20 protein-coding genes are annotated in these 24,651 nt (G+C 63.4%); 7 read left to right on the forward strand and 13 right to left on the reverse strand.

The window, feature by feature from the left end; genetic code table 11:
* Positions 1–19 precede the first annotated feature (19 nt).
* From C0Z16_RS00410 to hemC, 8 genes are all read right to left on the reverse strand, one after another.
* Entirely contained in the window at positions 20–916 is an 897-nt protein-coding gene (locus C0Z16_RS00410; protein WP_102630272.1) for a glycine betaine ABC transporter substrate-binding protein, read from the reverse strand.
* A gap of 36 nt (positions 917–952) precedes the next feature.
* Positions 953–1,672, reverse strand: coding sequence for an ABC transporter permease (locus C0Z16_RS00415; protein ID WP_102630273.1), 720 nt, complete (start codon positions 1,670–1,672; stop codon positions 953–955).
* A 2-nt stretch (positions 1,673–1,674) separates the two neighbouring features.
* The gene (locus C0Z16_RS00420) at positions 1,675–2,787 is read right to left on the reverse strand and encodes an ABC transporter ATP-binding protein (RefSeq protein WP_102630274.1); all 1,113 of its coding nucleotides are present in this window, start codon (positions 2,785–2,787) and stop codon (positions 1,675–1,677) included.
* Positions 2,788–2,789: 2 nt separating this feature from the next.
* Positions 2,790–3,515: an ABC transporter permease gene (locus C0Z16_RS00425; protein ID WP_102630613.1), complete on the reverse strand. Its 726-nt coding sequence runs from the start codon at positions 3,513–3,515 to the stop codon at positions 2,790–2,792.
* Positions 3,516–3,855: 340 nt separating this feature from the next.
* Positions 3,856–5,208 carry an MFS transporter gene (locus tag C0Z16_RS00430; RefSeq protein ID WP_102630275.1) on the reverse strand — a complete coding sequence of 451 codons (1,353 nt, stop codon included), beginning with the start codon at positions 5,206–5,208 and terminating at the stop codon, positions 3,856–3,858.
* A 602-nt stretch (positions 5,209–5,810) separates the two neighbouring features.
* The gene (locus C0Z16_RS00440) at positions 5,811–7,001 is read right to left on the reverse strand and encodes a heme biosynthesis protein HemY (RefSeq protein WP_102630276.1); all 1,191 of its coding nucleotides are present in this window, start codon (positions 6,999–7,001) and stop codon (positions 5,811–5,813) included.
* Positions 7,002–7,003: 2 nt separating this feature from the next.
* Entirely contained in the window at positions 7,004–9,022 is a 2,019-nt protein-coding gene (hemDX, locus tag C0Z16_RS00445; protein ID WP_102630277.1) for a fused uroporphyrinogen-III synthase HemD/membrane protein HemX, read from the reverse strand.
* Positions 9,022–10,050, reverse strand: a complete 1,029-nt coding sequence (gene hemC, locus C0Z16_RS00450; protein ID WP_102630278.1) for a hydroxymethylbilane synthase — start codon at positions 10,048–10,050, stop codon at positions 9,022–9,024. Before hemC ends, hemDX begins: the two co-directional genes overlap by 1 nt.
* 425 nt (positions 10,051–10,475) lie before the next feature.
* On the opposite strand from hemC, the gene ppc reads away from it, so the two are divergent.
* Positions 10,476–13,676, forward strand: coding sequence for a phosphoenolpyruvate carboxylase (ppc, locus tag C0Z16_RS00455; protein WP_102630279.1), 3,201 nt, complete (start codon positions 10,476–10,478; stop codon positions 13,674–13,676).
* Between the two features lie 140 nt (positions 13,677–13,816).
* Here ppc and C0Z16_RS00460 read toward each other — a convergent pair whose 3' ends face one another.
* Complete coding sequence (locus tag C0Z16_RS00460; RefSeq protein WP_102630280.1) at positions 13,817–14,569, reverse strand: class I SAM-dependent methyltransferase; 753 nt, start codon at positions 14,567–14,569, stop codon at positions 13,817–13,819.
* Between the two features lie 181 nt (positions 14,570–14,750).
* Here C0Z16_RS00460 and C0Z16_RS00465 point away from each other — a divergent pair, with 181 nt between their 5' ends.
* The 5 genes from C0Z16_RS00465 (at position 14,751) to C0Z16_RS00490 (ending at position 19,992) form a co-directional block, all read left to right on the forward strand.
* Entirely contained in the window at positions 14,751–15,575 is an 825-nt protein-coding gene (locus C0Z16_RS00465; RefSeq protein WP_102630281.1) for a helix-turn-helix transcriptional regulator, read from the forward strand.
* A gap of 209 nt (positions 15,576–15,784) precedes the next feature.
* Positions 15,785–17,191, forward strand: a complete 1,407-nt coding sequence (gene argH, locus C0Z16_RS00470) for an argininosuccinate lyase (RefSeq protein WP_102630282.1) — start codon at positions 15,785–15,787, stop codon at positions 17,189–17,191.
* Positions 17,192–17,369: 178 nt separating this feature from the next.
* Positions 17,370–17,906 (forward strand): energy transducer TonB family protein, encoded by a 537-nt coding sequence (locus C0Z16_RS00475; RefSeq protein ID WP_102630283.1) that lies wholly within the window; start codon positions 17,370–17,372, stop codon positions 17,904–17,906.
* 419 nt (positions 17,907–18,325) lie between these two features.
* Entirely contained in the window at positions 18,326–19,633 is a 1,308-nt protein-coding gene (locus tag C0Z16_RS00485) for an MFS transporter (protein ID WP_102630285.1), read from the forward strand.
* A 179-nt stretch (positions 19,634–19,812) separates the two neighbouring features.
* Positions 19,813–19,992 (forward strand): hypothetical protein, encoded by a 180-nt coding sequence (locus C0Z16_RS00490; RefSeq protein WP_102630286.1) that lies wholly within the window; start codon positions 19,813–19,815, stop codon positions 19,990–19,992.
* 61 nt (positions 19,993–20,053) lie between these two features.
* On the opposite strand, the gene C0Z16_RS38015 is transcribed toward C0Z16_RS00490, so the two are convergent.
* Positions 20,054–20,191, reverse strand: a complete 138-nt coding sequence (locus C0Z16_RS38015; RefSeq protein WP_167403473.1) for a hypothetical protein — start codon at positions 20,189–20,191, stop codon at positions 20,054–20,056.
* Between the two features lie 553 nt (positions 20,192–20,744).
* Positions 20,745–21,749 (reverse strand): lipopolysaccharide heptosyltransferase I, encoded by a 1,005-nt coding sequence (gene waaC, locus C0Z16_RS00495; protein WP_102630287.1) that lies wholly within the window; start codon positions 21,747–21,749, stop codon positions 20,745–20,747.
* A gap of 212 nt (positions 21,750–21,961) precedes the next feature.
* Here waaC and C0Z16_RS00500 point away from each other — a divergent pair, with 212 nt between their 5' ends.
* The gene (locus C0Z16_RS00500; RefSeq protein WP_102630288.1) at positions 21,962–23,440 is read left to right on the forward strand and encodes a chloride channel protein; all 1,479 of its coding nucleotides are present in this window, start codon (positions 21,962–21,964) and stop codon (positions 23,438–23,440) included.
* A 73-nt stretch (positions 23,441–23,513) separates the two neighbouring features.
* Here C0Z16_RS00500 and minE read toward each other — a convergent pair whose 3' ends face one another.
* Positions 23,514–23,771: a cell division topological specificity factor MinE gene (gene minE, locus C0Z16_RS00505; protein ID WP_020065213.1), complete on the reverse strand. Its 258-nt coding sequence runs from the start codon at positions 23,769–23,771 to the stop codon at positions 23,514–23,516.
* A gap of 14 nt (positions 23,772–23,785) precedes the next feature.
* Positions 23,786–24,601, reverse strand: a complete 816-nt coding sequence (gene minD / locus C0Z16_RS00510; protein ID WP_063495093.1) for a septum site-determining protein MinD — start codon at positions 24,599–24,601, stop codon at positions 23,786–23,788.
* Positions 24,602–24,651: the final 50 nt, after the last annotated feature.

Here is a 24,651-nt window from a genome sequence, read left to right on the forward strand (position 1 = left end):
TTGGATCGGGTCGCGAGCGTTACAGCAGACCCGCTTGCTTCAGGAAGTCATGCGAGACTGCGCTGAACGATTTCTTCTGGACATCGACTGATGCGTTCAAACGAGCCATCGTCGGCGCGTCGAGCTTTGCCGAGAGCGAGTTCAGGATCGGGCCGAGCTTCGGATTGGCGTCGAGCGTCGCCCTGCGGATCACGGGCGTGAGCGCATAGGACGGAAAAAAGCCCTTGTCGTCCTTCAGAATGACGAAGTTGAATGCCAGCACGCGGCCATCCGTGGCGAAAACGAGCGCGATGTCTACCTGACGGTCCTTCAGCGCCTGATACGTGAGACCCGAGTCCATCCGCTTGACCTCGTCCTGCGAAAATTCGAAGCCGTACAGCTTTTGCAGCGGACGCAACCCGTCGGGGCGAGCATAGAACTCCGAGTTAGACGCAAAGCTCAGCGTCTTGCCGGACTTGATGGTTCTCGCGAGATCGCTCAAGGTCACGATGCCGAGCTTCTTCGCTTCGTCCTGATTCATCGCGAACGAATACGTATTGTTCGCGCGCGAAGGATCGAGCCACACCAGGCCCTTGCCCGCATCCAGTTCCTTTACCTTCTTGTAGGTATCTTCCGGCGACAAGCGGTCATTGATCTTGTTGTACGTGATCAGCGACGTGCCTGTGTATTCCCAATACACGTCGACCTGTCCATTCTCCTGCGCCGCGCGCAACACCGCGCTGCCCAGGCCGTCCTTTTTGGTGACGGTGAAACCCTTGGCCTGCAATAGCTCGGTCGTCATTTCGGCGAGCAGTTGCTGTTCCGTGAAGTTCTTGCCGCCGACCACGACATTTGCGGCCGCGCAGCTAATGGTCCACGACGACGCAAGAGAAAGGGCAACGAGCGCGCAGGCCCGCTTGAAGAAGGCAGTGTTCATGATGTCCTCGAAGAAACGCGTATGCGTGTGATTGAACTAGCGTTGGGGAGTGACGCCGCGCGACACGAGATGCACCTGCATCTGGCCGATGAGCACGTCGGTGAGAACCGCGAGCACCGCGGTGGGAATCGCGCCTGCCAGCAGCATCGAAAAGTCGTTCATGTCGATGCCGGTAAAGATCAACTCACCGAGTCCACCGCCGCCCACGAGAAATGCAAGCGGCGCCGTGCCGACGGTAATGGCGAGCGCGGTGCGAATGCCCGCGAAGATCACATAAAGCGCGTTGGGCAACTCGACGCGCAATAAGACCTGCGTCGGTGTCATGCCCATGCCGGTGGCCGCTTCGATCAGCGAGCGCGGCACCGCGCGCAAGCCTTCGAGCGTGTTCAGCACGATGGGCAATAAAGTGGCCACCCACAACGCGAAGATCGACGGCCAGCGGCCGATGCCGAGCACGCTCATAGCGAGCGCGAGCAGCGCGAGCTTTGGCACGGCCTGCCCCATGTTGAGCGTCTGCAGGAGCGCTTGACCGACACGGGCGTGTTTGCCCGACTCCCGGCTCAGATAGACGCCCAGCGGCACGGCAATGACGATTGCAAGCCCGCCTGCGATGGCGACCATCGTCATCTGTGTGATGGACTGGTAGACGATATCGCTGCGATATTGCGCAATGGATAGAAGCCAGTTGTCCGCGCGCGCTTGCAGCGGCGCAGCACAAGCGAACAGGACAGCGCAGCGTGAGAGTAGCGTTCTCATGCTCAGGCCTCCGCCGGCAGACGCAACATGTCGACAATGTGCGCCTGACTCACGTAACCGACGAAGCGGCCGTCTTCGTCGACCGTCGCCAGCCAGGATTGCCCGAGTGCGAACATCGACGAAATCACGCTGCGCAGGTCGTCGGTATGACGCGCCACGCCGTGCACCGGTTTCGCGTGAGCTGCCGTCAGCGTGCCCTCTATCTCGCTGAGCGCCGCAGCGTTGAGACAGCCTTGCGGCTTGCCCGCTGCATCGAGCAACACGATCTGTTCGACGCCGTGCAGTTCGAGCAACGCCCGTGCGCGCTCGCTGCTGTCGCCCACGCGTGCGGCGCACTCGCAGGCCGACAAAGCGTCTTTGGCACGCACGAGGCGCAGGCGCTTCAATGCTCGGTCCGCGCCCACAAAACCGGCAATGAACGGGCTCGCGGGCCTTGCGAGAATCGTGTCTGGTGTGTCGAACTGTTCGAGCCTGCCTGCGCGAAAGATGGCGATGCGGTCGGCCATCTTCACCGCTTCGTCAATGTCGTGGCTCACGAACATGATCGTCTTTTTCACCTGCTGCTGAATGCGCAGGAACTCGTCCTGGATCAGCTCGCGGTTGATCGGGTCGATTGCGCCAAACGGTTCGTCCATCAGCATGACGGGCGGGTCGGTCGCGAGCGCGCGGGCTACGCCGACGCGCTGCTGCTGGCCGCCCGAAAGATCCTTCGGATAGCGCGACAGATAGATCGACGGATCGAGCGCCACGATCTCCAGCAATTCGGCCGCGCGGCGCTTTGCCTTCGCTTTGTCCCAGCCGAGCAGACGCGGCACCACGCTGATGTTCTCCTCGACCGTCATGTTGGGGAACAGCCCGATCTGCTGGATCACGTAGCCGATCTGGCGGCGCAATTCGACCACTTCGAACTCGTCGGTATCGCGGCCGTCAATGAAAATCTTGCCCGAACTCGGCTGGATCAGACGGTTGATCATCTTCAACGTGGTCGTCTTGCCGCAGCCTGACGGGCCGAGCAACACACAGATTTCGCCCGCGCCGACCTCCATGTCGATGCCGTCGACCACCGGGGCGCTCGCGCCTTCATAGCGCTTCGAGATGCTGGAGAGCTTGATCATGGTTATTGCGCGTGATGAGGAGATTTACGGAACGACGCCCACGCGCCGAGACGCAATGCCAGTCTGCCGGTACGCGACGGGCTGCGAAGGCCCTTCGGTGTCAGCAGACGTTGCACCCAGCCGAGGCCGTAGTCGGCGGCGATAGCAAGAACGCTCACGAGAATCGCGCCGGCAATCAGCTGACGCGGGTCCGATTGGGAGATGCCGCGGCTGATCAGCTTGCCGAGCCCGCCGGCGCCGATATAGGCGGCGACGGCGGCAATGCCGACATTGATCACCACGGCCATGCGCACGCCGGCCATGATGATGGGCAGGGCAATGGGAATCTCGACTTTCCACAGACGCTGGCGCGTAGTCATGCCAATGCCGCGCGCGGCTTCGCGCAACGCCGGGTCGATATTGGTGATCGCCGTGTACGTGTTGCGCACGATCGGTAGTTGCGAATAGAGAAACAGCGCAATGACCGTCGGCAGAAAGCCGATGCCCTGGCCGATCACCGACAGAACCGGGATCATCAGACCGAACAACGCAACCGATGGAATGGTCATCAGGATCGCCGCGAGGTACAACACGATCTTCGCGGCGCGCGCATTCGCTGTGATCACGATGCCGAGCGGCACGCCTGTGAGAATGGCGAGACCGACACCGACGCCGACGATCTCAACGTGCTCGACGGTGAGCCTGATGATCGACGCCCAGTTGTCGAGCATGAAAGCAAGGGTTTCCACGTTGTCTCCCGTTCCGGCGTTGACGGCCTGTTTCAGGCGCGTGTCGGTGTGCTTCGCTATGCGCCAAAGATAGCCGGACAAAACTGGGAACCCTTCATCTGCATTCGACGTCGTTTGTCACAAAAGCGACATCGCGATTTGGGCGCGGCGCATTCGCCTTACGGAATGGCGCTCGGACGAGGAACAGCTAAGGGTAATCCCCGTCCTTCAAGCGACAGGTCGCGGCCGCGAGGAGATCTTGGAGAATTCGGGAAAGGTGGCTGGCAGGATGTGCTGGACGCCATTCGCCGGACGACGGCTCAGGCTCGACGCTTCGCCTGTGAGCACGCGTGGCTTCCGGTTATCGCCCTTGCTGACGCGACACGCTGCGCACCGTGAGCATGGCGAGCGCACCTGTGACGAGCGCCGTGAACAGATAGAGCCCGGACGGGCCCGCGACCGCCATCGTCGCGGAGGCAAGTGTCGGCCCGGCGCTCGCACCCACAGAGAAGATCAGCAGCAGACCGGCGCTTACGGCGACACGCTCATCGGCCGGAATGCAGTCGTTCACGTACGAAGTGACGACGCCGTACATGGAGAACGCCACCGCCACATAGAGATAGCCGAAGGCCCGGATCAACCCGTCCTCGCGCAGCAGGAACAACAACACGCTCAGCGAGCCGGCGATTGTCGCGAGACATAGCAGCACCTTGCGCCGGTCGAACCGGTCGGCGAGCCGCGCGACCGGCCATTGCGGCACGAGCGCCGCGAGCAGCGCGAAGCCCATGAAGTGCGACACGTCCGCCACCGCATAGCCGACGCGCCGCATGAACACAGGCTGCATCGTATAAAACGCACTGTTGAGCGCGCCGGCCGACAGACACGCGGCTACGCCGAGCGGCGCCCAACGATAGATGCTTCCCAGCCCTGCAAGCCCGCGCGCGAGACGCGAGCCATATGCGGAACGAGAAGCGTCGAGCGCGCCGGCGGTTGCTGGCGCGGTGCCTGCGAGCGCGACCGGGATCAACGACGCCGTGAACAAAGCGGCGACGGCGCTGAAGAGCTCGAAGCTGCCCGGGTCCGCAAGCCCGATGAGGAACTGCCCCGTGCCGACACCGAGATAGTTGGCGATCAGATAGGCGGAGAACACGCGGCCCCGCTGAGCGTTGCTCGCGACCTGATGCAACCAGCTTTCGACGACCGTGAAGATGCCGACAAGACAGAAGCCCGTGACGAAGCGCAGAACGGCCCACATCGCGGCCGCGCCCCATACCGCGTAGCCGAGAGCGCAGCATGCCGAGGCCGCCGCGAACGTGACGAACGCGCGGTGATGACCGACGCGTGTGATCAGCGCGCCGCCATACATGGCGCCCAGCAGGAAGCCGATGTAATACGCCGATTGCACGACCCCCACCACGATCGACGGCGCCTGCTGCTGGATGAGGCGCAGCGAGATGAGCGTGCCGAGCAGGCCGTTTCCGGTGATGAGAATCGCGTAGCCCAACAGGAGGACCGCAGTCGAGCGCAAGCTTCCGACGACCGGCGCGGCCTCGAGGACAGAAGCGGCGGGTTCGGCGCCCACGGCCGGCTCGCCCGACTGGACAGCGGCGCTGAGAGAACCCGTGCCTTGCCACCGGTCGGTAAGCGGTTGCGCGTCCGATAAAAAGGACGCGCCTGTCGGCTGAGGGGCCGCCGGTTCGCATGCCTGTTTCATTCGGGCTGAGTCTCGTTCTTCGTGTGCGGCACGGTTATAGCGACGTGGCGGGCTTTCTTCCTTCGAATGTAGCGGTCCGCCGCCTCGCGCGCATGCCGCGAACACGACGTCCGCTAGCAGCAAAACGACATTCTGTCGCGCTCCGGGCCGGCCGCGGCGCGGTCGCTCGATCCTGCAGGTCCTCTGCTCGTCTATACGACACCGTCAGAAGCTGCTCGAATTGCTGCTGGACACGGCAGAGGACTATCAGCAGGAACTCGAATCCGACCGTGAACTGTTCAAGGTGATTGCCGTCGATGCGAAAGGCGTCCCGCAAAGCCGTATCACCGCGCGCCACGCGACGAAGCTGCTCGCCGAGGCATCGCAGAGACAGAGAGAAAGCTCCCCGTCGCCACGAAAAACGCGACGTGCCCAAAAACGCTTCCGCGAAGCGCGCTGCCACGTTGGCCGCGAATGTCATGCAGCCCCCGGCCGCCGCGCCACACTGAACACGCGCAGCACAAAAAGAAATGGCCACAGCGTCATCGCGCTGTGGCCATCGAATAGCAGTTTCAGCAGAGTCGTGTCGAGCTTAACGATCCAGCGTCGCTCGACCGCGAACCTCACACAATATTCATCGCCAACGCACTCTCGCGGTAATGCTGGCTCGCCTTCTCCGTATCACCAAGCTGCTCATGTAAGCGAGCCAACGCACGGTGCGAACGAATCTTCAGCGTCTCATTATCAGCGAGTTTTAGCGCGCGTTCGAGGAATGACTGCGCCTTACCCCACAACTGTTGATGCAGACACAAGCGCCCCAACGCGAACAGCAAGTCCGCATCTTCCGGACGATCCCTCTGCCACGCTTCTGCCTTCTGGATCAGCGGCAACGCGTCGCCGCCAGCCGTATCCGGATAGCGCCGCAGCAACCGCGCATCCCAATTCTGCGCGAGCGCTTCCTCGACAATCTTGCGCGCCTCCTGCGGACGATTCAACGCGACCAGCAGTTCGGCGGCAAGATCGGCGAGACGTGGCGAATGACGCTCGGTCGGCGTGAGCGAATTCCACAGTTCGAGCAGCGCATCGGCGTTATGCCGACGATCGCGCAGCAGGTTCTCCGCCGCCAGTTGCCGCAACCGTACGGCCACAGCCGGATGAATCGCCTCGCGCTTCTCGAGCGTCTTGACGAGCTTGAGCACCTCGCCCCAGTTCTTCAATTGCTGTTGCGCGCGCAACATGATCTGCTGCGCGTGAATGCGCCGCCCGCCCTGCGATTGCATTTCGGTGAGCGCGGTCAGCGCGCCGTCCGCGTCGCGGCCGTCGGCGCGCATGTCGGCGGTGGCCATCAAACGCGCGTCCTGCCAGTCGGCTTCGTCGATCTGCGCGAGCCATTCGTCGCGCCGCGCATATTCATGCATGCGATGCGCCGCAGTGGCCGCGATCAAACCGGCCGCGCCCTTGTTGTCGCCATTCGCGAGCGCGTCTTTCGCCGCTTTCTCGGCGCGCGAAAAACGTCCGGCGTACAGGTTGCCGATCGCGTCACGCAGCGCGGCGTGCGCCTTCGCGACGCGCGAGCGCGCACGGTAGGCGGCCACGCGTTGCGGCATGCGCCAGATGTTGCGCACGATGCGCAAGAGCGCATACAGCAGGATGAACAGCACCACCAGTCCGACCACGAACAGATTCAACGAGATGTCGACGCGGTACGGCGGATACACCAGCAGCACCTGTCCCGTGTCGAAGCGTCCGACCACCGCAAGCACGACCGCGACGGTAAACAGCAACGCAAGCCATAGAAGTCCCCGGATCGCCATGATTAACCCCGGCTCCGGTATTGATTGACGGCCTGCAGGCTCGTGTTCAGATTCGGCAATTCGACCGCGGCCGAACCGGCATCGACCTGCTTGATGAGATCGACGACGGTCTGCGTTTTCTTCGACGACGTGTCGAAGTAGCGCGTCAGCGCCGTTTGCGCTCCCTGCAGGTCGGACTTCAGCGTGGTCTGGTTGCGCGAGAGCAGCGCGAGGCGCGCCGACAGCAGACGCAGCTTCACGTTCTCACGCACGAAGTAACCTTGATCGGGCGCGACCATCATCGCGTCCGCGTTGTCGATGCGGCGTACTTGCACGAGGCTCGTCAACTGCTGGCCAATGCCGGTGGTCACTTCGCGCCACCACACTTTCCAGCGCGGCTCGCCGGTGGCCGCGGCCACCTTGGCTGTGTCCGCCCATGTCGCCGCGCGCGGCGTCGCATGTGCAATCGGCGCCTCGCCGGAGAGCGGCAAGCTGTCGATCTGATCGACCGCATTGTCGAGCTTGATCGCGAGACCCGTGAGGTCAGTGGAAGGCGCGGCCTTCAGCTTGTCGATGTCTTGCGCGATGGCCTTGCGCACCGCGACCACTTGCGGGCTGTCCGACGCCGCAAGCCGCGTGTCGGCGCTTTGCAGCGCGAACAGCGCAAGCTGCGTGTTGCCGGTGAGCTGCAACTGCTGGCTCGCCGCCGACAGCATCTGGCCGACTTCGGCGAGCGTCCAGTCGTCGCGATTACGCGCGAGGTCGGCGTACTGCTGCTGCAGTGCCTGCTGTGCGGCCTGTGCATCGGCGAGCTTGCCTTCGAGTTGCGCGACCTGGGAGCCCGATTGATGCACCGTGGCAAGCGCCTGCTCGGTCTTGATGCGCAGTTCGTTGGTCTGCGTGTCGTTCGCCTGCTGACGTTGCGCGAGCTGCTGCTCGGCGCGCTCCAGCTTGCGATTGAGCGCATAGCCGCCCACGCCCGCAGCGCAAGCGATGACCACGACGACAAACCACAGCAGCGGTCCGCTCGCGCTGCGGCGCTTTTGCGCTTCGTATGGCGTGAAGGGTTGGTTCGGCGGCAAGGCAGCGGTCGCGGCCGGCTGGGGTGAAGCGTTCGTGGATGCGTTCGTTTCAGTCATGCGTGATTTAGCCGGTGAATGAGCCGGATTGGACGATACCGGTTGAACTACGGGAGGCTGGGCGGCAAGCAGGGCGTGGGCAATGCGTTCGTCGCCCGCGCCGGACACCGTAATCCTATCAAAACCCAATGCCCGCGCGGTCTCAGCAATACGGGGATGCGGCGTGACTAGCGTGGCGTGTTTGAGCTGCGCGACTTCGTCGGCGGTGAGATGCTCTTGCGCGAGTTCGTGCAGATTGCGCACCCCCTCCGAACTGGTCAGAAGCCATGCATGCGGCTCACCTGCAAGCAATGCATGCACGCGCGCCCAGGCGCCGATCGAAGGCTCCGGCGCGACACGCCGGTACGCCGCGACCGTCTCGACTTCCGCGCCGGCTTCGCGCAGACGGTCGGCGAGCCACTCGCGGCCGCCGTCGCCGCGCACGATCAGAACGCGCTTGCCTTCGAGATTCGCCTCGCCGAGCGCCGAGTCGATCGCGGCGAAGAGGCCTTCGGAATCGAAACGTCCGCTATCGTCGTCGGCGCCGGATGCGGGACTGATGACCTGGTGCGCCGGGGCGCTAACCCCGTGACGCGCGAGCGCCCGCACGCTGCCCGGCCCGACCACGCCGACCGGCAATGCATGCGGCCAGATCGCGCCGCTGCGGGCGAACGCGTGATCGATCGCGTTCGGCGACACGAATACGACAAGCGCATAGCGGTCAAGCGAGGTGAGCGCGGCGCGCAATGGCGCGTCGTCGGCGACGGGCGCGATGTCGATCAACGGGAAGTCGAGCGTGGCGATGCCAGCTGCGGACAAGCGCGCGATCAGTTCGCTCGACTGACCGGCCGGTCGCGTAATCACGACCGTGAACGCCGCCTTGCCGACGGATGACGATGCGTTGCCTGGAATGTCGGCCGCCATCAGTCGCCGGACACCGCGCTATCCGCGGCGCCCGTGCTTGTGCCCGAGGCTGCAGAACCGCTGGCCGCGCTGGCTGCACTAAGCGCACGAACGATGTCCATCGCGCCCTGCTGTTCGAGCGCGCTCGCCACTTCCTGACCCAATGCGAGGGCGCGCTCGACGGTCGGCGCGGGCGCCGACGCCTGCGCGCTCAGCACGCGCTGACCGTCGGGCGTGGCCACGATGCCGCGCAGATGCAGCGCGCCGTCATGCCATATCGCGTACGCGGCCAGCGGCACTTCGCAACTGCCGCCGAGCGCGCGCGACACCATGCGCTCCGCTTCGACGGCAGCCGCCGTATGTTCGTGATGCAGTGGCGCGAGCCAGGCCGCGAGGTCGGCGCGATCCGCGCGAATCTCGATGCCAAGCGCGCCCTGCCCCGCCGCGGGCAAGCTGTCTTGCGGATCGAGCAGCGCGCGGATCCGCTCGGCCAGACCCAGACGCTTCAGGCCGGCAGCCGCCAGAATGATCGCCGCGTAATCGCCGCGATCGAGTTTCGCGAGTCGCGTATCCAGATTGCCGCGCAGCGGCCGCACCTCTAGATGCGGATAGCGCATGCGCAGCATCGCTTCGCGGCGTAAGCTCGACGTGCCGACCACGGCACCCGCGGGCAGCTCGGCAAGCGAGTCGTAATCGTTCGAGACGAACGCGTCGCGCGGATCTTCGCGCTCCATGATCGCAGACAGCGCGAAACCGGCGGGCAATTCCATCGGCACATCTTTCAGCGAGTGCACGGCGAGATCGGCGCGGCCATCGGCGAGCGCGGCTTCCAGTTCCTTGACGAAAAGGCCCTTACCACCCACCTTCGACAAAGTGCGATCGAGAATTTGATCGCCACGTGTCGTCATTCCGAGAATTTTTACGTCGCAAGATGGATATAATTTGTGCAGCGCACATCGCACATGCTCCGCTTGCCACATGGCCAGGCGGCTCTCTCGCGACGCAATCACCAGCGTGTGAGGTGGCGCGGAAAACGTCTCGGTGTTCATTAGCTTGTCGATTGAATGACGGGATGTTGACGGAATCTCATAACAATCAATGTTAGCACGCGCCCCTGGGTTCGCCCTTCGGTTCGCCCGCCTGTTGGCCTTATGGATCAAGGCGCGGCGGGGCGTCATGTCAACGCGGTATCGACGCAGGAGACGGGCTTCGCGCACCGCGCGTCTGCCCTGTGCCGGCGGTGTTCACGCACGGTCGTTCGCGCAGCGCTGCGCCGCATGCGCGATGATGCAATGCGGCGCAACTTGCGTCGTATGCGTCTGTCGTGCGAGCGCGCCCGGCCATCCTCCCCGGCGTACCGCCATCGGTGCATACCGTTTCATTCAGTTCACGTTGCAGTTCAGTGCAGTTCCGAGTTCCGCAGCAGCAGTTATCAATCACTTAACAGACCCTGGCTTCCCTGAGGAAACCCATCGTGACGTCTTCCGGATCGGCGCGCTCTGCCCGCCGCAACACTGCATCGCCCAACGCTTCCACTGCCGACGCCGCCGCGTCCACCGCTTCGCTATCCTCCGAAGCAGGCGCCGCCCAGCCGGCCAAAGCTAAACGCGCGACAAAGAGCGCTCAGGCTGAGAGCGCCGCGAAAGCCATCAAGGCTGACAAAACGTCGGCGCCCGTCAAAGCGAAGAAGGCCGCCAAGGCCGCGAACGCGGCAGACAGCTTGAAAGCTTCGAAGACGGACAAGACGACGCAAGCCGCCTCCACTAGCAAGAAGGCGAAAGCGAAAGACAAAGCCGACGATAAAGCGCCGAACCTGCAAGCAGTATCCGATGACACCGTCGTCGCCGCGCCGAAAACCAACGGCCGCACGCGCGCCGACAAGGATCACCCGCTGTTTCAGGACATCCGCTATCTGGGGCGCCTGCTCGGCGACGTGCTGCGCGAACAGGAAGGTGACGCGGTGTTCGACGTCGTCGAAACGATCCGTCAGACGGCCGTGCGTTTTCGCCGCGAAGACGACAACGCGGCCGCGCAAACGCTCGACAAGAAACTGCGCTCGCTCAGCCCCGAGCAGACGGTCAGCGTGGTGCGCGCGTTCAGCTACTTCTCGCATCTCGCGAACATTGCCGAAGACCGCCACCGCAATCGCCGCCACCGCATTCACGCGCTGGCCGGCTCGGCGGCGCAGCCGGGCACCATCGCCTACGCGCTGGAGAGGCTCGTCGAAGCGGGCGCCGCGGCAACGCCCGTGTTGCAGCAGTTTTTCAACGACGCGCTCATCATGCCTGTGCTGACCGCACACCCCACGGAAGTGCAGCGCAAGAGCATTCTCGATGCGGAGCACGATGTCGCGCGCCTGCTCGCGGAACGCGATCAGCAGTTGACCGACCGGGAACGCGCGCACAACGAAGCGATGCTGCGCGCGCGCGTCACCTCGCTGTGGCAAACGCGGATGCTGCGCGACTCGCGGCTCACCGTCGCCGATGAAATCGAAAACGCGCTGTCGTACTACCGTGCCACCTTCCTCGAAGAAATTCCGGCGCTCTACGCCGGTATCGAAGAGGCGCTGAAGGAGCACGGCCTCGAAGCGCGCCTGCCGCCGTTCTTCCAGATGGGCAGCTGGATCGGCGGTGACCGCGACGGCAATCCGAACGTCACGGCCGAAACGCTCGAACACGCGATCGCGCGTCAGGCCGCGGTAATCTTCGAGCACTACATGGAGCAGGTGCACAAGCTCGGCGCGGAGCTGTCCGTGTCGAACCTGCTCGCCGGCGCGAGCGACGAACTCAAGGCGCTCGCGGAAATCTCGCCCGACCAGTCACCGCATCGCACGGACGAGCCGTACCGGCGTGCGCTGATCGGCATGTACACGCGGCTCGCGGCAAGCGCACGCGTGCGTCTCGGCGAAGGCAGCGTGCCGGTGCGCAGCGCAGGCCGCGGCGTGCCGCCGATACGCGCGACGCCCTACGGCGACGCCGCCGAATTCGTGCGCGACCTGCACGTGCTGATGGATTCACTCACCGAGCATCATGGCGCGCCGCTCGCCACGCCGCGTCTCGCGCCGCTCGCGCGCGCGGCCGAAGTATTCGGCTTCCATCTGGCGAGCATCGACTTGCGCCAGAGCTCGGACATCCACGAAGCGGTGATCGCCGAACTGCTCAAGCACGCCGGTGTTCATGACGACTACGCCGCGCTGTCCGAAAGCGAGAAGCTCGACGTGCTGCTCGCGGAACTCGCGCAGCCGCGTCCGTTGCGCCTGCCGTACGCCGAGTATTCGGATCTCGTGAAGAGTGAACTCGGCGTGCTCGAAGAAACGCGTGTCACGCGTGAAAAATTCGGCGCGCGGGCGGTCCGTAATTACATCATTTCGCACACGGAGACGGTCAGCGATCTGGTCGAAGTGATGCTGCTGCAAAAAGAAACGGGCCTCTTGCAAGGGCAACTCGGCAACGCGAACAATCCGGCCAAAGCCGCGCTGATGGTGATCCCGCTCTTCGAGACGATCCCCGACTTGCGTAACGCGCCGCATATCATGCGCGATCTGCTTGCGCTGCCGGGCGTCGACGCGATCATCGAACATCAGGGCAACGAGCAGGAAGTGATGCTCGGCTATTCGGATAGCAACAAGGACGGCGGCTTCCTCACGTCGAATTGGGAGTTGTATCGCGCCGAACTCGCGCTCGTGTCGCTGTTCAATGAACGCGGCATCACGCTGCGCCTTTTCCACGGACGCGGCGGCACCGTCGGCCGGGGCGGCGGCCCGACCTATCAGGCGATTCTGTCGCAGCCGCCAGGCACCGTCGACGGTCAGATCCGTTTGACGGAGCAAGGCGAAGTGATTGCGAGCAAGTTCGGCAATCCGGAAATCGGCCGGCGCAATCTGGAAACCGTGGTGGCCGCCACGCTCGAAGCATCGTTGCTGCCGCACGGCACCGCGCCCGCGGAATTGCCGGTGTTCGAAGCCACGATGCAGCAGTTGTCCGATGCGGCCATGGCTTCGTATCGAGCGCTGGTATATGAAACGCCCGGCTTCAAGGAGTATTTCTTCGAGTCCACGCCGATTTCGGAGATCGCCGAGTTGAACATCGGCAGCCGTCCGGCGTCGCGCAAATTGCAGGATCCGAAGCAACGCAAGATCGAGGATTTGCGCGCAATTCCGTGGGGCTTTTCATGGGGCCAATGCCGCCTGCTGCTGACCGGCTGGTACGGTTTCGGCAGCGCGGTCGCCGCGTATCTCGACAGCGCGCCGAGCGACGCCGAACGCGGGCGCCGTCTCACGTTGCTGAAGAAGATGCACAAGAGCTGGCCGTTCTTTTCGACGCTGCTGTCGAACATGGACATGGTGATGGCGAAGACCGACCTTGCGGTGGCTTCACGCTACGCGGCGCTCGTCACGGACAAGAAGCTGCGCAAGCACGTGTTCGAGCGGCTCGTCGCGGAATGGGAGCGCACGTCGAAGGTGTTGTCAGAGATCACCGGCAAAAGCGAACGGCTCGCGGAAAATCCGCTGCTTGCGCGCTCGATCAAGAACCGCTTCCCGTATCTCGATCCGCTGAATCACCTGCAGGTGGAACTGCTCAAGCGTTACCGCGCGGGCGACACGAACGCACGCGTGCGGCGCGGGATTCATTTAAGCATCAACGGGATTGCGGCGGGGTTGCGGAATACGGGCTAGGTCTTTGCGGGATGTAAAAGCTGCGCGTCAGGCGCCGCTGCAATGCGATAAAAGCCGGACGCGGAACAACAGGCCGCGTCCGGCTTTGCCGTTTTTCCGGCGAGCGAGCAAGACAGGCTGTTCGCTCGCCTTTCGCAAACTCAACACGCCTCAATCATCAACGCATCCAGCTTGAACGAGCCGTCTTCCTTCACGTCGAAATATTGCCGCACTTCATCCGGCGAATCGCGCCACAGCGACTGAATCGCCACGATGCGCGGCTCGGGCGTGCGCATACGCGCCACCCACGAACTGAACTCGATGTCGATGCGCCAACGCTCGCGAATCGACGCATTGAAACCCGCGGCTTCGAACAGCGCGATCCATTCGTCGGCGCGGTAATCGCGGATATGCGAGCCGTCGCGCAACAGCTCGATTGCCTGAATATGCGTGTCGAGCAGCGGATGGTCGATGCCCGCGATATCGATGAACAGCACCTTGCCGTCCGGCTTCAGCACGCGCCGCACTTCGGCAAGCGCGGGCGCGACGTCGTGCCAGTGATGCGCGCTCATCCGGCTGATGACCCAATCGAACGTGTGATCGTCGAACGGCAGTTTTTCCGCCGCGCCCTGCTGCGTGCGGATGTTCGCGAAGCCGCGATCCTTCGCCGCGCCTTCGACCGTTGCGAGCATGGGCGCGGCGATGTCGTAGGCGACCACTTCTTTCGCGTGTGGCGCGACTGCGAAGCTCGCGTGGCCCGCGCCGCAGCCCATGTCGAGCACCGTCGCGTCCGGCGTCGCGGCGATCGATTCGGCCAGTGCGCGCAGATCGGCGCCGGTTGCGTGGGTCGGACTCGTTAAATAGGCGGCGGCGGTCGAGCCAAAGGCGTCGGCGACCTGATCGTGATGCTTCATGGAAGGCTCCGGTTGTCTGCGTGGGTCTACGTAGGTCTGTGTAGGTAGCGTTGCGAGGCGTGCTTTCGCTTCTGCCGTTTTTTGCCACTACGCCGCTACAATAGAGCCCGCCGTGTACCGGTACAAGTTAAGCAATTATTCTGGTATCTATACCACCCTCCTCACGCGCCGCAACAATCGAATGATCACGCGAACCAGCACGCCGTCTTCCGCCGACCAGCCGCCGCCGCTCGACGCCACGCCCGCGCGCGCGCTCGGCGACTTCATCCGCGCGCATCGCGAACGGCTTTCGCCGCAAGCGGTCGGCCTGCCGCCGGGTCCGCGCCGCCGCACGCCGGGTTTGCGTCGCGAGGAAGTAGCACAACTGTGCGGCGTGAGTCCGACCTGGTACACGTGGATCGAGCAAGGGCGCCCGGTTTCCGCTTCCGCCGATGCACTCGCGCGCATCGCGGTCGCGCTGCAATTGTCGCGCGCAGAGCGGGCGTATCTGTTCGAACTGGCCGCCCAACGCGATCCGGCCGAGCCCGATCCGGCCGCCGCCGATGCGCCGGCCACGCTGCTCGAAACCGTGCAGCTCGTGAATGCGCCGGCCTATGTGCTCGACCGTCAATGGAATGCGCTTGCGTGGAACGAGCGCGCCGCCGGTCTTTTCGTCGGCTGGCTGGATGGCGCGCATGACCGCAATCTGCTGCGCTACACGTTCACGGAATCGGCGGCGCGCGAGTTGATCGTCGATTGGGAAACGCGCGCGCGGCGGCTTGCCGCAGAATTTCGCGCCGATTCGATCCGCCATCTGAACGACGCACCCACGCGAGCGCTGATCGATTCGCTGACGGCCGCGAGCGACGCGTTCGCGCGCTTCTGGGCTTCGCAGGATGTCGGCGGCCGCGAAGGCGGAAGGCGCGAATTCAACCATCCGCGCGATGGCCGTCTCGTCTACGATCAGATCACGTTCAAGCCCGCGCATCGCGAGGATTTGAAGCTCGTTGTGCTGGTGCGGGAATAGAGCGCTGCCTCGCACCGACCGCACAGTCCGCCCGAAGCGCCCCCGTTCACACGACGGCCACGCCTCCCGCCAGTGTTAAAATCCTTCTCTTTCTTCGCTTCGGTGGCGCCTTTGCATACCTGCCATGTGCACCCGCGCCGTCAGCCTCTGCACCGCTCGACCTCTTGCCCCTTAACTGCCGCGTAACTGCCGCTTAACTGCCCAACACCATGACGTCCCAACTGCACAAAAAAGGCGAAGCCTGGTCGGCTCGCTTCTCGGAGCCGATGTCGGAACTCGTCAAACGCTACACGTCGTCGGTTTTCTTCGACAAGCGTCTGGCGCTCGTCGACATTGAAGGGTCGCTCGCGCACGCCTCGATGCTGGCCGCGCAGAAGATCATCGCCGCCGACGACCTCGCCGCGATTCAACGCGGCATGGCGCAGATCAAGGGCGAGATCGAGCGAGGCGAGTTCGAATGGCAACTGGATCTCGAAGACGTCCATCTGAACATCGAAGCGCGCCTGACGGCGCTGATCGGCGATGCCGGCAAGCGCCTTCACACGGGCCGCTCGCGTAACGACCAGGTCGCGACCGACATCCGCCTCTGGCTTCGCGGCGAGATCGACCGGATCGGCGAGTTGCTGAAGGAACTGCGCACGGCGCTCCTCGATATGGCGGAGAAGAACGCGTCGACCATCATGCCCGGCTTCACGCACTTGCAGGTCGCGCAGCCCGTCACGTTCGGCCATCACCTGCTTGCCTACGTCGAAATGTTTTCGCGCGACGCTGAGCGCATGCTCGATTGCCGCAAGCGCGTGAACCGTCTGCCGCTCGGCGCGGCGGCACTCGCCGGCACGAGCTATCCGATCGACCGTCACGCGGTAGCGAAGACGCTCGGCTTCGACGGCATCTGCGCGAATTCGCTGGATGCAGTGTCCGACCGCGACTTCGCGATCGAATTCACGGCTGCGTCGGCACTCGTCATGACGCACATCTCGCGCTTCTCGGAAGAGCTCGTGCTGTGGATGAGCCCGCGCGTCGGCTTCATCGATCTGGCTGACCGCTTCTGCACCGGCTCGTCGATCATGCCGCAGAAGAAGAACCCGGACGTACCCGAACTCGCGCGCGGCAAGACCGGTCGTGTGAACGGTCACCTGATGGCGCTGCTCACGCTGATGAAGGGCCAGCCACTTGCGTACAACAAGGACAATCAGGAAGACAAGGAACCGCTGTTCGACACCGTCGACACGGTGGCCGATACGCTGCGCATCTTCGCTGAAATGGTGGCGGGTATTTCGGTGAAGCCGCAAGCCATGCGCGATGCCGCATTGCAAGGCTTCTCGACGGCGACCGATCTGGCCGACTACCTCGTCAAGCGCGGCCTGCCGTTCCGCGACGCGCACGAAGCCGTTGCGCTGGCCGTGCGTATCTGCGCGGACCGCGGCTGCGATCTCGCGGATCTCACGCTCGACGAAATGCGCGCGGAATTGCCGAACGTCGCGCATCTGATTGGCGACGACGTGTTCTCGTATCTGACGCTCGAAGGTTCGGTCGCGAGCCGCAATCATGCGGGCGGCACCGCGCCCGAGCAGGTGCTCGCGGCGGTCCAGGCTGCACGGCAAGCGTTGAAGTAAAGCGTTGCGCGCCCACATTCGGCGCGCTCATGCGCGGCAAATTGCGAAGGCGAACTCGTTGGCGAGTTCGCCTTTTTTCTTTGGTGGTCGTGGCCGCATACGGGGGCGAACGCGGATTGAAACCCCGCGGTTTTTGACTACCATCCAAGATAGGTTCCGCCCTTTGTCGTGGTCCATCATGCTTACCCGCACGCGCTCCTTCCGCACTCTGACTGAATGCAACACCCCCCGCGTCTGCGCATGGTTGCCACGCTCGCGCGGCACCGCATTAATGGCGTTGCTGGCACTCGCTTTCGCCGGCTGCACCTTCACACCGCCGACACGACCGGTCGTCACGACGCCGCCCGCTGCGGTCAACAGCTTGACGCTCGATCAATATCGCGATGCCGTCGCGCGCCGCATCATCGAGCGCAATCCTTCGTACGTGTTGCGCGGCAAACCGCAAGCGATGCTGCGCTCGCTCGTCGTCGTGTCGTTCACGGTCGATCGCAATGGGCAGGTGGTGGAGTCGTCGGTGTATCGCACGAACGGCGACGACGAAGCCGAACGCACCGCGCTCGCCACTCTGCGACGTGCGTCTCCACTGCCATTGCCGCCAGGCAAATTGTTGAACGGCCGAGGCCAAGTCGAGCTATTCGAAGACTGGCTCTTCAACGACGACGGCAAGTTCCAGTTGCGCGAACTCGCCTCGCCGCAAGAGCTGACCATCGACTGAACGCGGCCTGGCCGATCGGCTAGCCGCCTTGCTGCGCGAGCGCCGCGCTCGCTATAATTTTCCGATTCCCTCGCCGGAGCCTTCCGGTATGGCTCAGGCCGCCCGCTCATCCGCGGCGCGGTTCGCAGCCGATTGTCGCGGCGCCGCGCTATCCGCGAGCGTCACGCAAGATCCTCGTTGCTTTGTTGCCTCGTTGCTTTGTTGTCATGCACGCTGACAACGCGCGCATTCGCGCGCGAGCCGCAACGGCCGGCGTTGTATGCTGCCAAAGCGTCGCGCGTCGGATCGACTGCAAAAGCAAACTCGAAGCACCCGGGCAATTCGACACGAGCGCGCACGAACCTGAACAAAGATGCCGATTGAGCACGCCGGCGCCATCGCGCGGCGCATGCCGGCATCACGATATATGGAGACCTTGCATGTCCACATCGCCGATTTCCGCGGCCGAGCCCAATGCGGCTGGGCAGACCAACAGCGCGCGAATCATCTTCGCGAGCTTCATCGGCACCGCGATCGAGTTCTACGATTTCTATGTCTATGCGACCGCCGCGGCGCTCGTCATCGGCCCAGTGTTTTTTCCGCATGGCTCGGCAACGGCTCAGGCCTTGTCGGCTTTCGTCACGTTCGGCATCGCGTTCGTCGCGCGACCCATCGGCTCGTTCCTGTTCGGCCACTTCGGCGACCGCATCGGCCGTAAATCGACACTGGTCGCCTCGCTGCTCGTGATGGGCGTCTCCACCACGCTGATCGGCTTCGTGCCGGGCTACGACTCGATCGGCAGTCTTGCACCGATCCTGCTGTGCATCTTGCGCTTCGGCCAGGGCATCGGGCTCGGCGGCGAATGGGGTGGCGCAGCGCTGCTCGCCACCGAAAACGCGCCGCCCGGCAAGCGCGGCTGGTTCGGCATGTTCCCGCAACTTGGTCCGTCGGTCGGCTTTCTCGCCTCCAACGGATTGTTCTTCGCGCTCGCGATGTCGTTGAGCGATGAGCAATTCCGCAGTTGGGGCTGGCGCGTGCCGTTCCTCGTCAGCGCGGTGCTGGTCGCGCTGGGCCTCTATGTGCGCCTGAAGATTGCTGAAACGCCGGCCTTCCAGGCCGCTATCGAACGGCAGGAACGCGTGAAGGTGCCGATCGCGACGCTGTTGTCGCGGCATTGGCTGCCCATGCTGCTGGGCGCGCTGGCGATGGTGGTCTGCTACACGCTGTTCTACAACGCGACCACTTTTTCGCTGTCGTACGGCGTGTCGGTGCTGCACATTCCGCGGCAGACCTTCCTCGGGCTGCTGTGCATCGCGGTAGTATTCATGGCGCTCGCGACGCCGCTCTCGGCATGGGCAAGCGACCGCTACGGCCGCAAGCCGGTGCTGATCGTCGGCATCGTTGCGGCTGTGCTGTCGGGCTTCACCATGGCCCCGCTTCTCGGCAGCGGACAGACATCTCTTGTGCTGCTGTTTCTCATCATCGAACTGTTTCTGATGGGCGTGACGTTCGCGCCGATGGGCGCGCTGCTGCCCGAGCTGTTTCCCACCAACGTGCGTTATACCGGCGCAGGTGTGTCGTATAACCTGGGCGGGATTCTCGGCGCATCGGTCGCGCCGTACATCGCGCAGATGCTCGCCGCGCGCGGCGGGCTACCGTGGGTCGGCGCGTATGTGTCGATCGCCGCAGCTGTTAGCATGATCGGCGTGTTGTGCATGCGCGAGACACGCGACTCGCGCATGATGTGACGAGCTTGACCTGACAGGCGGGGCGCGTCGGCGGTTTAACGCTGAAGCCCCGCCTGGCGCACGTTTTCCTGAGTGAATCCCCTGCCTTGCGCGCTTTTTTGACTTGCCTATACTCGGCTGAATAAGCTCGGCTGAATAAGCTCGACTCAAATAAGTTCGTGGCGAACAGGGAGGCCCGGATGAATCTTCATCTTCATAATGCCGACGTCGTAATGATCATTGCGCTCGCGCTGCTGTGTTCGCTGCTGCTCGCCCTGCGCTTTCGTCCAGCCACGTGGAAGGGCATTGTGGTCGAGGCGCTGGCGGCGAACGCGGCTGCCATCGCCGCAGTAATCGCGTTCGAAGTGCTGCTCGCATGACGCCGAGGCAGCCACGGCCTGTTCGCGGTTCGCGACGCGCGGCTGCTGGGCAGCGCCGCGCTTAACGATAGTAGTAGCCGTGATGGTGGTAGTAGCCGCCACCGCCTCCGTAGTAGCCCGGTGCCGGAGCGACGATGCAGCCGCCCAGCGTGGTGGCGAGCACGGTGCCGGCGATCAGGGTCAGGATCAAGCGTTTCATATTGTTCTCCGTCGAGTCAGATTCGTTCGAGAAATCCCGAATGACTCGATTGAACACGACGCGCGCTTCCCAGAACGTTGCCAGTTGTAAGGGAAGATCACACGTGTGTTACACGTTCGCCGGCGTTGTGCCGCTTTATCGAAGGCGGGCAAGACGGGCACACATCGGAATAAACCAGCGCCTATACTGACTTGAGCCTGCCGCCGCAGCGCGGGCCTGGCCGATGTTGCGTTGCGGGTCCCCGTTGCGATACCTGGCGCTAGCCAGATGCGGATCGCCAGAAGCGCGGACATCCGCGTGGTATCAAAACCAAGCCGCGGTGCACCGAGCGCAAACATGTCGGCTCAACGAAAAGCGACAGATTTAACAACCGTGTAATGAGCGCTCGCCGCTCGACCCGCACTTGCGCGGCACTTCGAATCTTCTTCGCCCGACGTTCCCCGACGCGGGCGTTTCAGGGGGCGTTACGTGACAGGGCCGGTTCGCATAGGCACCCTACGCGTCACGCCCTTTTCTTTTGAGCAAACGAATGCGGCCGCAAGACAAACCGCCCTCAGGCTGCGGCCGAACGGTGCTGCGCGGCGACGGCCTGCGGCCCGCTATGCACGTAGTCGATTGCATCGAGCACAGCGCTGATGGGCGGCACCGAAAAGCCGTCGCCGACCGACATCGAACGAAATGGCGCTTCCACGCCGCAATGCGACGGCGACGTCGCGACGAAGATCATGACCGTGCGCTTTTGCAGCGCGTGCGCGAGATGGACGAAGCCGGTATCCGTGCCGACCACCAGCGCGCAGGCGTCGATCATTTGCGCGATTTCCGTCACGCTCATCTTCGACAGAACGATCGAGCCCGGGACTTGCGCGGCGATTTGCTCCGCCTCGACGCGCTCGCCCTCCGAACCCCACGGCAAGACCACGCGAAAGCCACGTTGCGCCAACTCCCTGCCGACTACTGCCCAATGCGTGAGCGGCCACTTCTTGTCGTCTTTCGATGTCGCGTGAAACAGCGCGGCGACCGGTGCGTTCTCGCCCCGGAACGGCGGCTTTGCCGGCTCGGGCAAACGCAGGTTATAGACCGGCGGGCCTTCAACTTCGTAGCCCAACGCCTCGCCGGCGCTAATGCGCATGCCGTGCCACGCATTGCATTGCGGACGCGGACCGAACCGTCCGCTATAGGCAAACGCGGCGCCGCGTTCGCCCAGATCTTGAGACTGGTAGCCGATACGCCGTGACGAACGCGCGAGAAACGCGATAATCGCGCTTTTGTACACGCCGTGAATGTCGATGATGTAATCGTAGCGATGCGCGCGCAATGCCGAGACGGACTCGGCGATGGACTTGAAATCGGCCCACCGGCGCGCTTTCTTGAAGCGCCGCAGCGGGGCAAACAGCACGCGGTCGATGCCCTTGCACCACTGCGCCACTTCGGCGAATGCTTCGTCCACGGCCCAATCCACCTGAACGCCGGGAAACGCGCGTTTGATATCCGCAACGACGGGCAGCGCTTGCACGATATCGCCGAGTGAGGTGACCTTGACGATAAGGACTCGCTTCATTGAAGGCCTTTGGTTGTTCAAAACGTCAAAGCATTTTAGCCGACGAATGGAATAGTCTTTGCGGAACCGGACAGTGCTGCCGGCCCACAATCAATACGGCGCGTTACATCGGCCGCCTTACAGTTTGCCTTTTTACTATATTTCAAAACACTTTCATACGGTTTTGCATTATCTGCGAGCTTTATACTTAACCCTTTGCTCATCAGGTACTCATGTCCCGAGCGCAACCTCTTCTTTCTTCCGGGATCGTGCGCCGCGCGAGACGCCTCTGGCGCCAGTACGGCATCTTCTGGCTCGGCGCGATTGCGGTCGGCCTCGTCGCGGTGCTCTACGCGAGGCTGATCGACTGGGGTTACGGTGAATTCCTCGCGGTGCAGCGCGAGCATGTGTGGGCGCCGCTGATCATCACGCCCACCGTGGCGGCGCTCGCTGTGTGGCTCACGCGCAAGTTCTTCCGTGGCGCCGAGGGCAGCGGCATTCCGCAGGTCATCGCCACACTTCATTCGAAACCCGGCGAATACGGCGCACGGCTGCTGTCGTTCCGCATTCTGCTCGGCAAGATCGCCGTGTCGTTTCTGGCGATTCTCGGCGGCTTCACGATTGGCCGGGAAGGACCGACCGTGCAAGTGGGCGCGGCGCTCATGTTCAATTTGCGCAAGCTTTATCCGCGCTCGAATGCGCTGATCGAACGGCAACTGGTGCTCGCCGGCGCGGCGGCGGGATTGTCGGCGGCGTTCAATACGCCGCTTGCCGGTATCGTGTTTGCGATCGAGGAGTTGACGCGCAGTTTCGAAGCGCGCGCGAGCGGCGTGCTGATTACTGCCATCATCATTGCGGGTGTGATTGCGCTTGGGTTGAACGGCAACTACACGTACTTCGGCACCATACAGATCGGCGCGCACTTTCCCGATCTGCTCGCGGTGGCGGTCCTGCTCACGGCGATCATCACGGGCATCGCGGGCGGCGTGTTCTGCTGGCTGCTGCTTAACACCGCGCGCTGGATTCCGGCGCCGCTGCGCCAATTGCACGGCGAGCGGCCTGTCGCGTTCGCCGCGTTGTGCGGCTTCGTGATCGCGGTGGTGGGCATCGTTTCTGGGGGCACCACGTTCGGCAGCGGCTATGCGGAAGCGCGCGGACTGCTCGACGGACACGGACAGATCCCGGTGTTCTATCCGTTCCTCAAGATGATTTCGATGGTGGGCTCATACCTGCCCGGCATTCCGGGCGGCATCTTTGCACCGTCGCTGTCGATCGGCGCGGGCTTCGGCAATCTGCTGCACATGGTGTTCGGCTCGATGCAACTGCCGATGCTGATCGCTCTCGCGATGGTCGGCTATCTGGCCGCCGTCACACAATCGCCGATCACGTCGTTTGTGATCGTGATGGAAATGATCAACGGTCACGCGCTCGTGATTTCGCTGATGGCGACCGCGCTCGTTGCGAGCCGAGTGTCGCGCTTTTTCGCGCCGCCGCTTTACGAGGCACTCTCCGAACGCTATGTAGCCCCTCTGCCGCAGCCGGCGCCCGCACCGGTGCCGGAAGTGCCCGAAGTGGACGCGCCCGAGCCAGTGGCCGAAGCGATTGCCGGAGAGCCTTCCACTGGGCCTTCCATCGAGTCTTCCACCGAGTCTTCCACCGAGCCGCCGGCTGAGACGCCAACTGAAGCTGGCCCAACCGCGCCCCGGCCATAAGCCGCGCTCGTCAGTTCACCCCCGGCGCGCGCATCGACGTGCGCCGCGCCGGCCTGGCTAGTCCGCCGCGGGCTTACAAGGTCTGCGGAATTTCGATCTTGACCTCGAGCACTTCCAGGTCGTCCTGGCGCTCGAGGCTTACGCGGATGTCGTCGTCGGAAATCCGCACGTACTTCGAAATCACGGCTACCAGTTCGCGTTGCAACGCAGGCAGATAATCGGCGGGAGCATGACCGCCGGCGCGCTCATGCGCGATGATCAACTGCAGGCGTTCCTTCGCTACCGACGCGGATTTCTTCTTCTCGCCCAGCAAAAACGAAAGAATCGACATAACGTGCGCTCCCCTTACTTGGTGCCGAAGAGGCGCTGCAGCAGCCCGGGCTTCTGGTAATCGGTAAAGCGAAGCGATTTCTGCTCGCCGAGGAAACGCGATACGACGTCTTTATAAGCTTCGGCCACATCAGTGCCGTCGAGGTGCACAGCCGGCAGCCCCTGATTCGACGCGTGCAGCACCGCTTCCGATTCAGGAATCACGCCGATCAGGTCGATGCGCAAAATTTCCTGGATGTCGGTCAGCGAAAGCATTTCGCCTTCGCTCACGCGCTTCGGGTTGTAACGCGTAATCAGCAGGTGTTCCTTGATCGGCTCCTTGCTTTCGATCGCGCGCTTGGTCTTCGACGAGAGGATGCCGAGAATACGGTCCGAATCGCGCACCGACGACACTTCCGGATTGGTCACGATCAGCGCTTCGTCGGCAAAGTGCATCGCGAGCAGTGCGCCCGATTCGATGCCCGCCGGCGAATCGCACACGATAAATTCAAAGTCCATCGCGATCAGGTCGTTGATGACCTTCTCGACGCCTTCCATGGTCAGCGCGTCTTTGTCACGCGTTTGCGAGGCCGGCAGGATAAACAGGTTCTCGCACTTCTTGTCCTTGATGAGCGCCTGGTTCAGATTGGCTTCGCCCTGAATCACGTTGATCAGGTCGTACACCACGCGGCGCTCGCAGCCCATGATGAGATCGAGGTTACGCAGGCCGACGTCGAAGTCGATCACGGCGGTTTTGCTGCCGCGCAATGCGAGGGCTGATGCAAAACTCGCGCTCGTGGTCGTCTTGCCCACGCCACCTTTGCCCGATGTCACCACAATGATTTTTGCCATTACCCTTACCTTGTGTTCGTCAAATTCGTCAATTATGTGCGGCCATATTT

Origin of the sequence: Paraburkholderia rhynchosiae (assembly GCF_002879865.1) — a bacterium.
Classification (GTDB): Bacteria; Pseudomonadota; Gammaproteobacteria; order Burkholderiales; family Burkholderiaceae; genus Paraburkholderia; species Paraburkholderia rhynchosiae.

Coding starts and splice junctions, on each gene's coding strand:
- hemDX (WP_102630277.1), bottom strand. CDS start 9,022: ATGGCGGCCGACATTCCAGGCAACGCATCGTCATCCGTCGGCAAGGCG.
- C0Z16_RS38015 (WP_167403473.1), bottom strand. CDS start 20,191: ATGAAACGCTTGATCCTGACCCTGATCGCCGGCACCGTGCTCGCCACC.
- minD (WP_063495093.1), bottom strand. CDS start 24,601: ATGGCAAAAATCATTGTGGTGACATCGGGCAAAGGTGGCGTGGGCAAG.
- C0Z16_RS00475 (WP_102630283.1), top strand. CDS start 17,370: ATGCTTACCCGCACGCGCTCCTTCCGCACTCTGACTGAATGCAACACC.
- minE (WP_020065213.1), bottom strand. CDS start 23,771: ATGTCGATTCTTTCGTTTTTGCTGGGCGAGAAGAAGAAATCCGCGTCG.
- C0Z16_RS00415 (WP_102630273.1), bottom strand. CDS start 1,672: ATGAGAACGCTACTCTCACGCTGCGCTGTCCTGTTCGCTTGTGCTGCG.
- C0Z16_RS00500 (WP_102630288.1), top strand. CDS start 21,962: ATGTCCCGAGCGCAACCTCTTCTTTCTTCCGGGATCGTGCGCCGCGCG.
- waaC (WP_102630287.1), bottom strand. CDS start 21,749: ATGAAGCGAGTCCTTATCGTCAAGGTCACCTCACTCGGCGATATCGTG.
- C0Z16_RS00490 (WP_102630286.1), top strand. CDS start 19,813: ATGAATCTTCATCTTCATAATGCCGACGTCGTAATGATCATTGCGCTC.
- hemC (WP_102630278.1), bottom strand. CDS start 10,050: ATGAACACCGAGACGTTTTCCGCGCCACCTCACACGCTGGTGATTGCG.
- C0Z16_RS00420 (WP_102630274.1), bottom strand. CDS start 2,787: ATGATCAAGCTCTCCAGCATCTCGAAGCGCTATGAAGGCGCGAGCGCC.
- C0Z16_RS00440 (WP_102630276.1), bottom strand. CDS start 7,001: ATGGCGATCCGGGGACTTCTATGGCTTGCGTTGCTGTTTACCGTCGCG.
- C0Z16_RS00460 (WP_102630280.1), bottom strand. CDS start 14,569: ATGAAGCATCACGATCAGGTCGCCGACGCCTTTGGCTCGACCGCCGCC.
- C0Z16_RS00465 (WP_102630281.1), top strand. CDS start 14,751: ATGATCACGCGAACCAGCACGCCGTCTTCCGCCGACCAGCCGCCGCCG.
- C0Z16_RS00485 (WP_102630285.1), top strand. CDS start 18,326: ATGTCCACATCGCCGATTTCCGCGGCCGAGCCCAATGCGGCTGGGCAG.
- C0Z16_RS00410 (WP_102630272.1), bottom strand. CDS start 916: ATGAACACTGCCTTCTTCAAGCGGGCCTGCGCGCTCGTTGCCCTTTCT.
- C0Z16_RS00430 (WP_102630275.1), bottom strand. CDS start 5,208: ATGAAACAGGCATGCGAACCGGCGGCCCCTCAGCCGACAGGCGCGTCC.
- argH (WP_102630282.1), top strand. CDS start 15,785: ATGACGTCCCAACTGCACAAAAAAGGCGAAGCCTGGTCGGCTCGCTTC.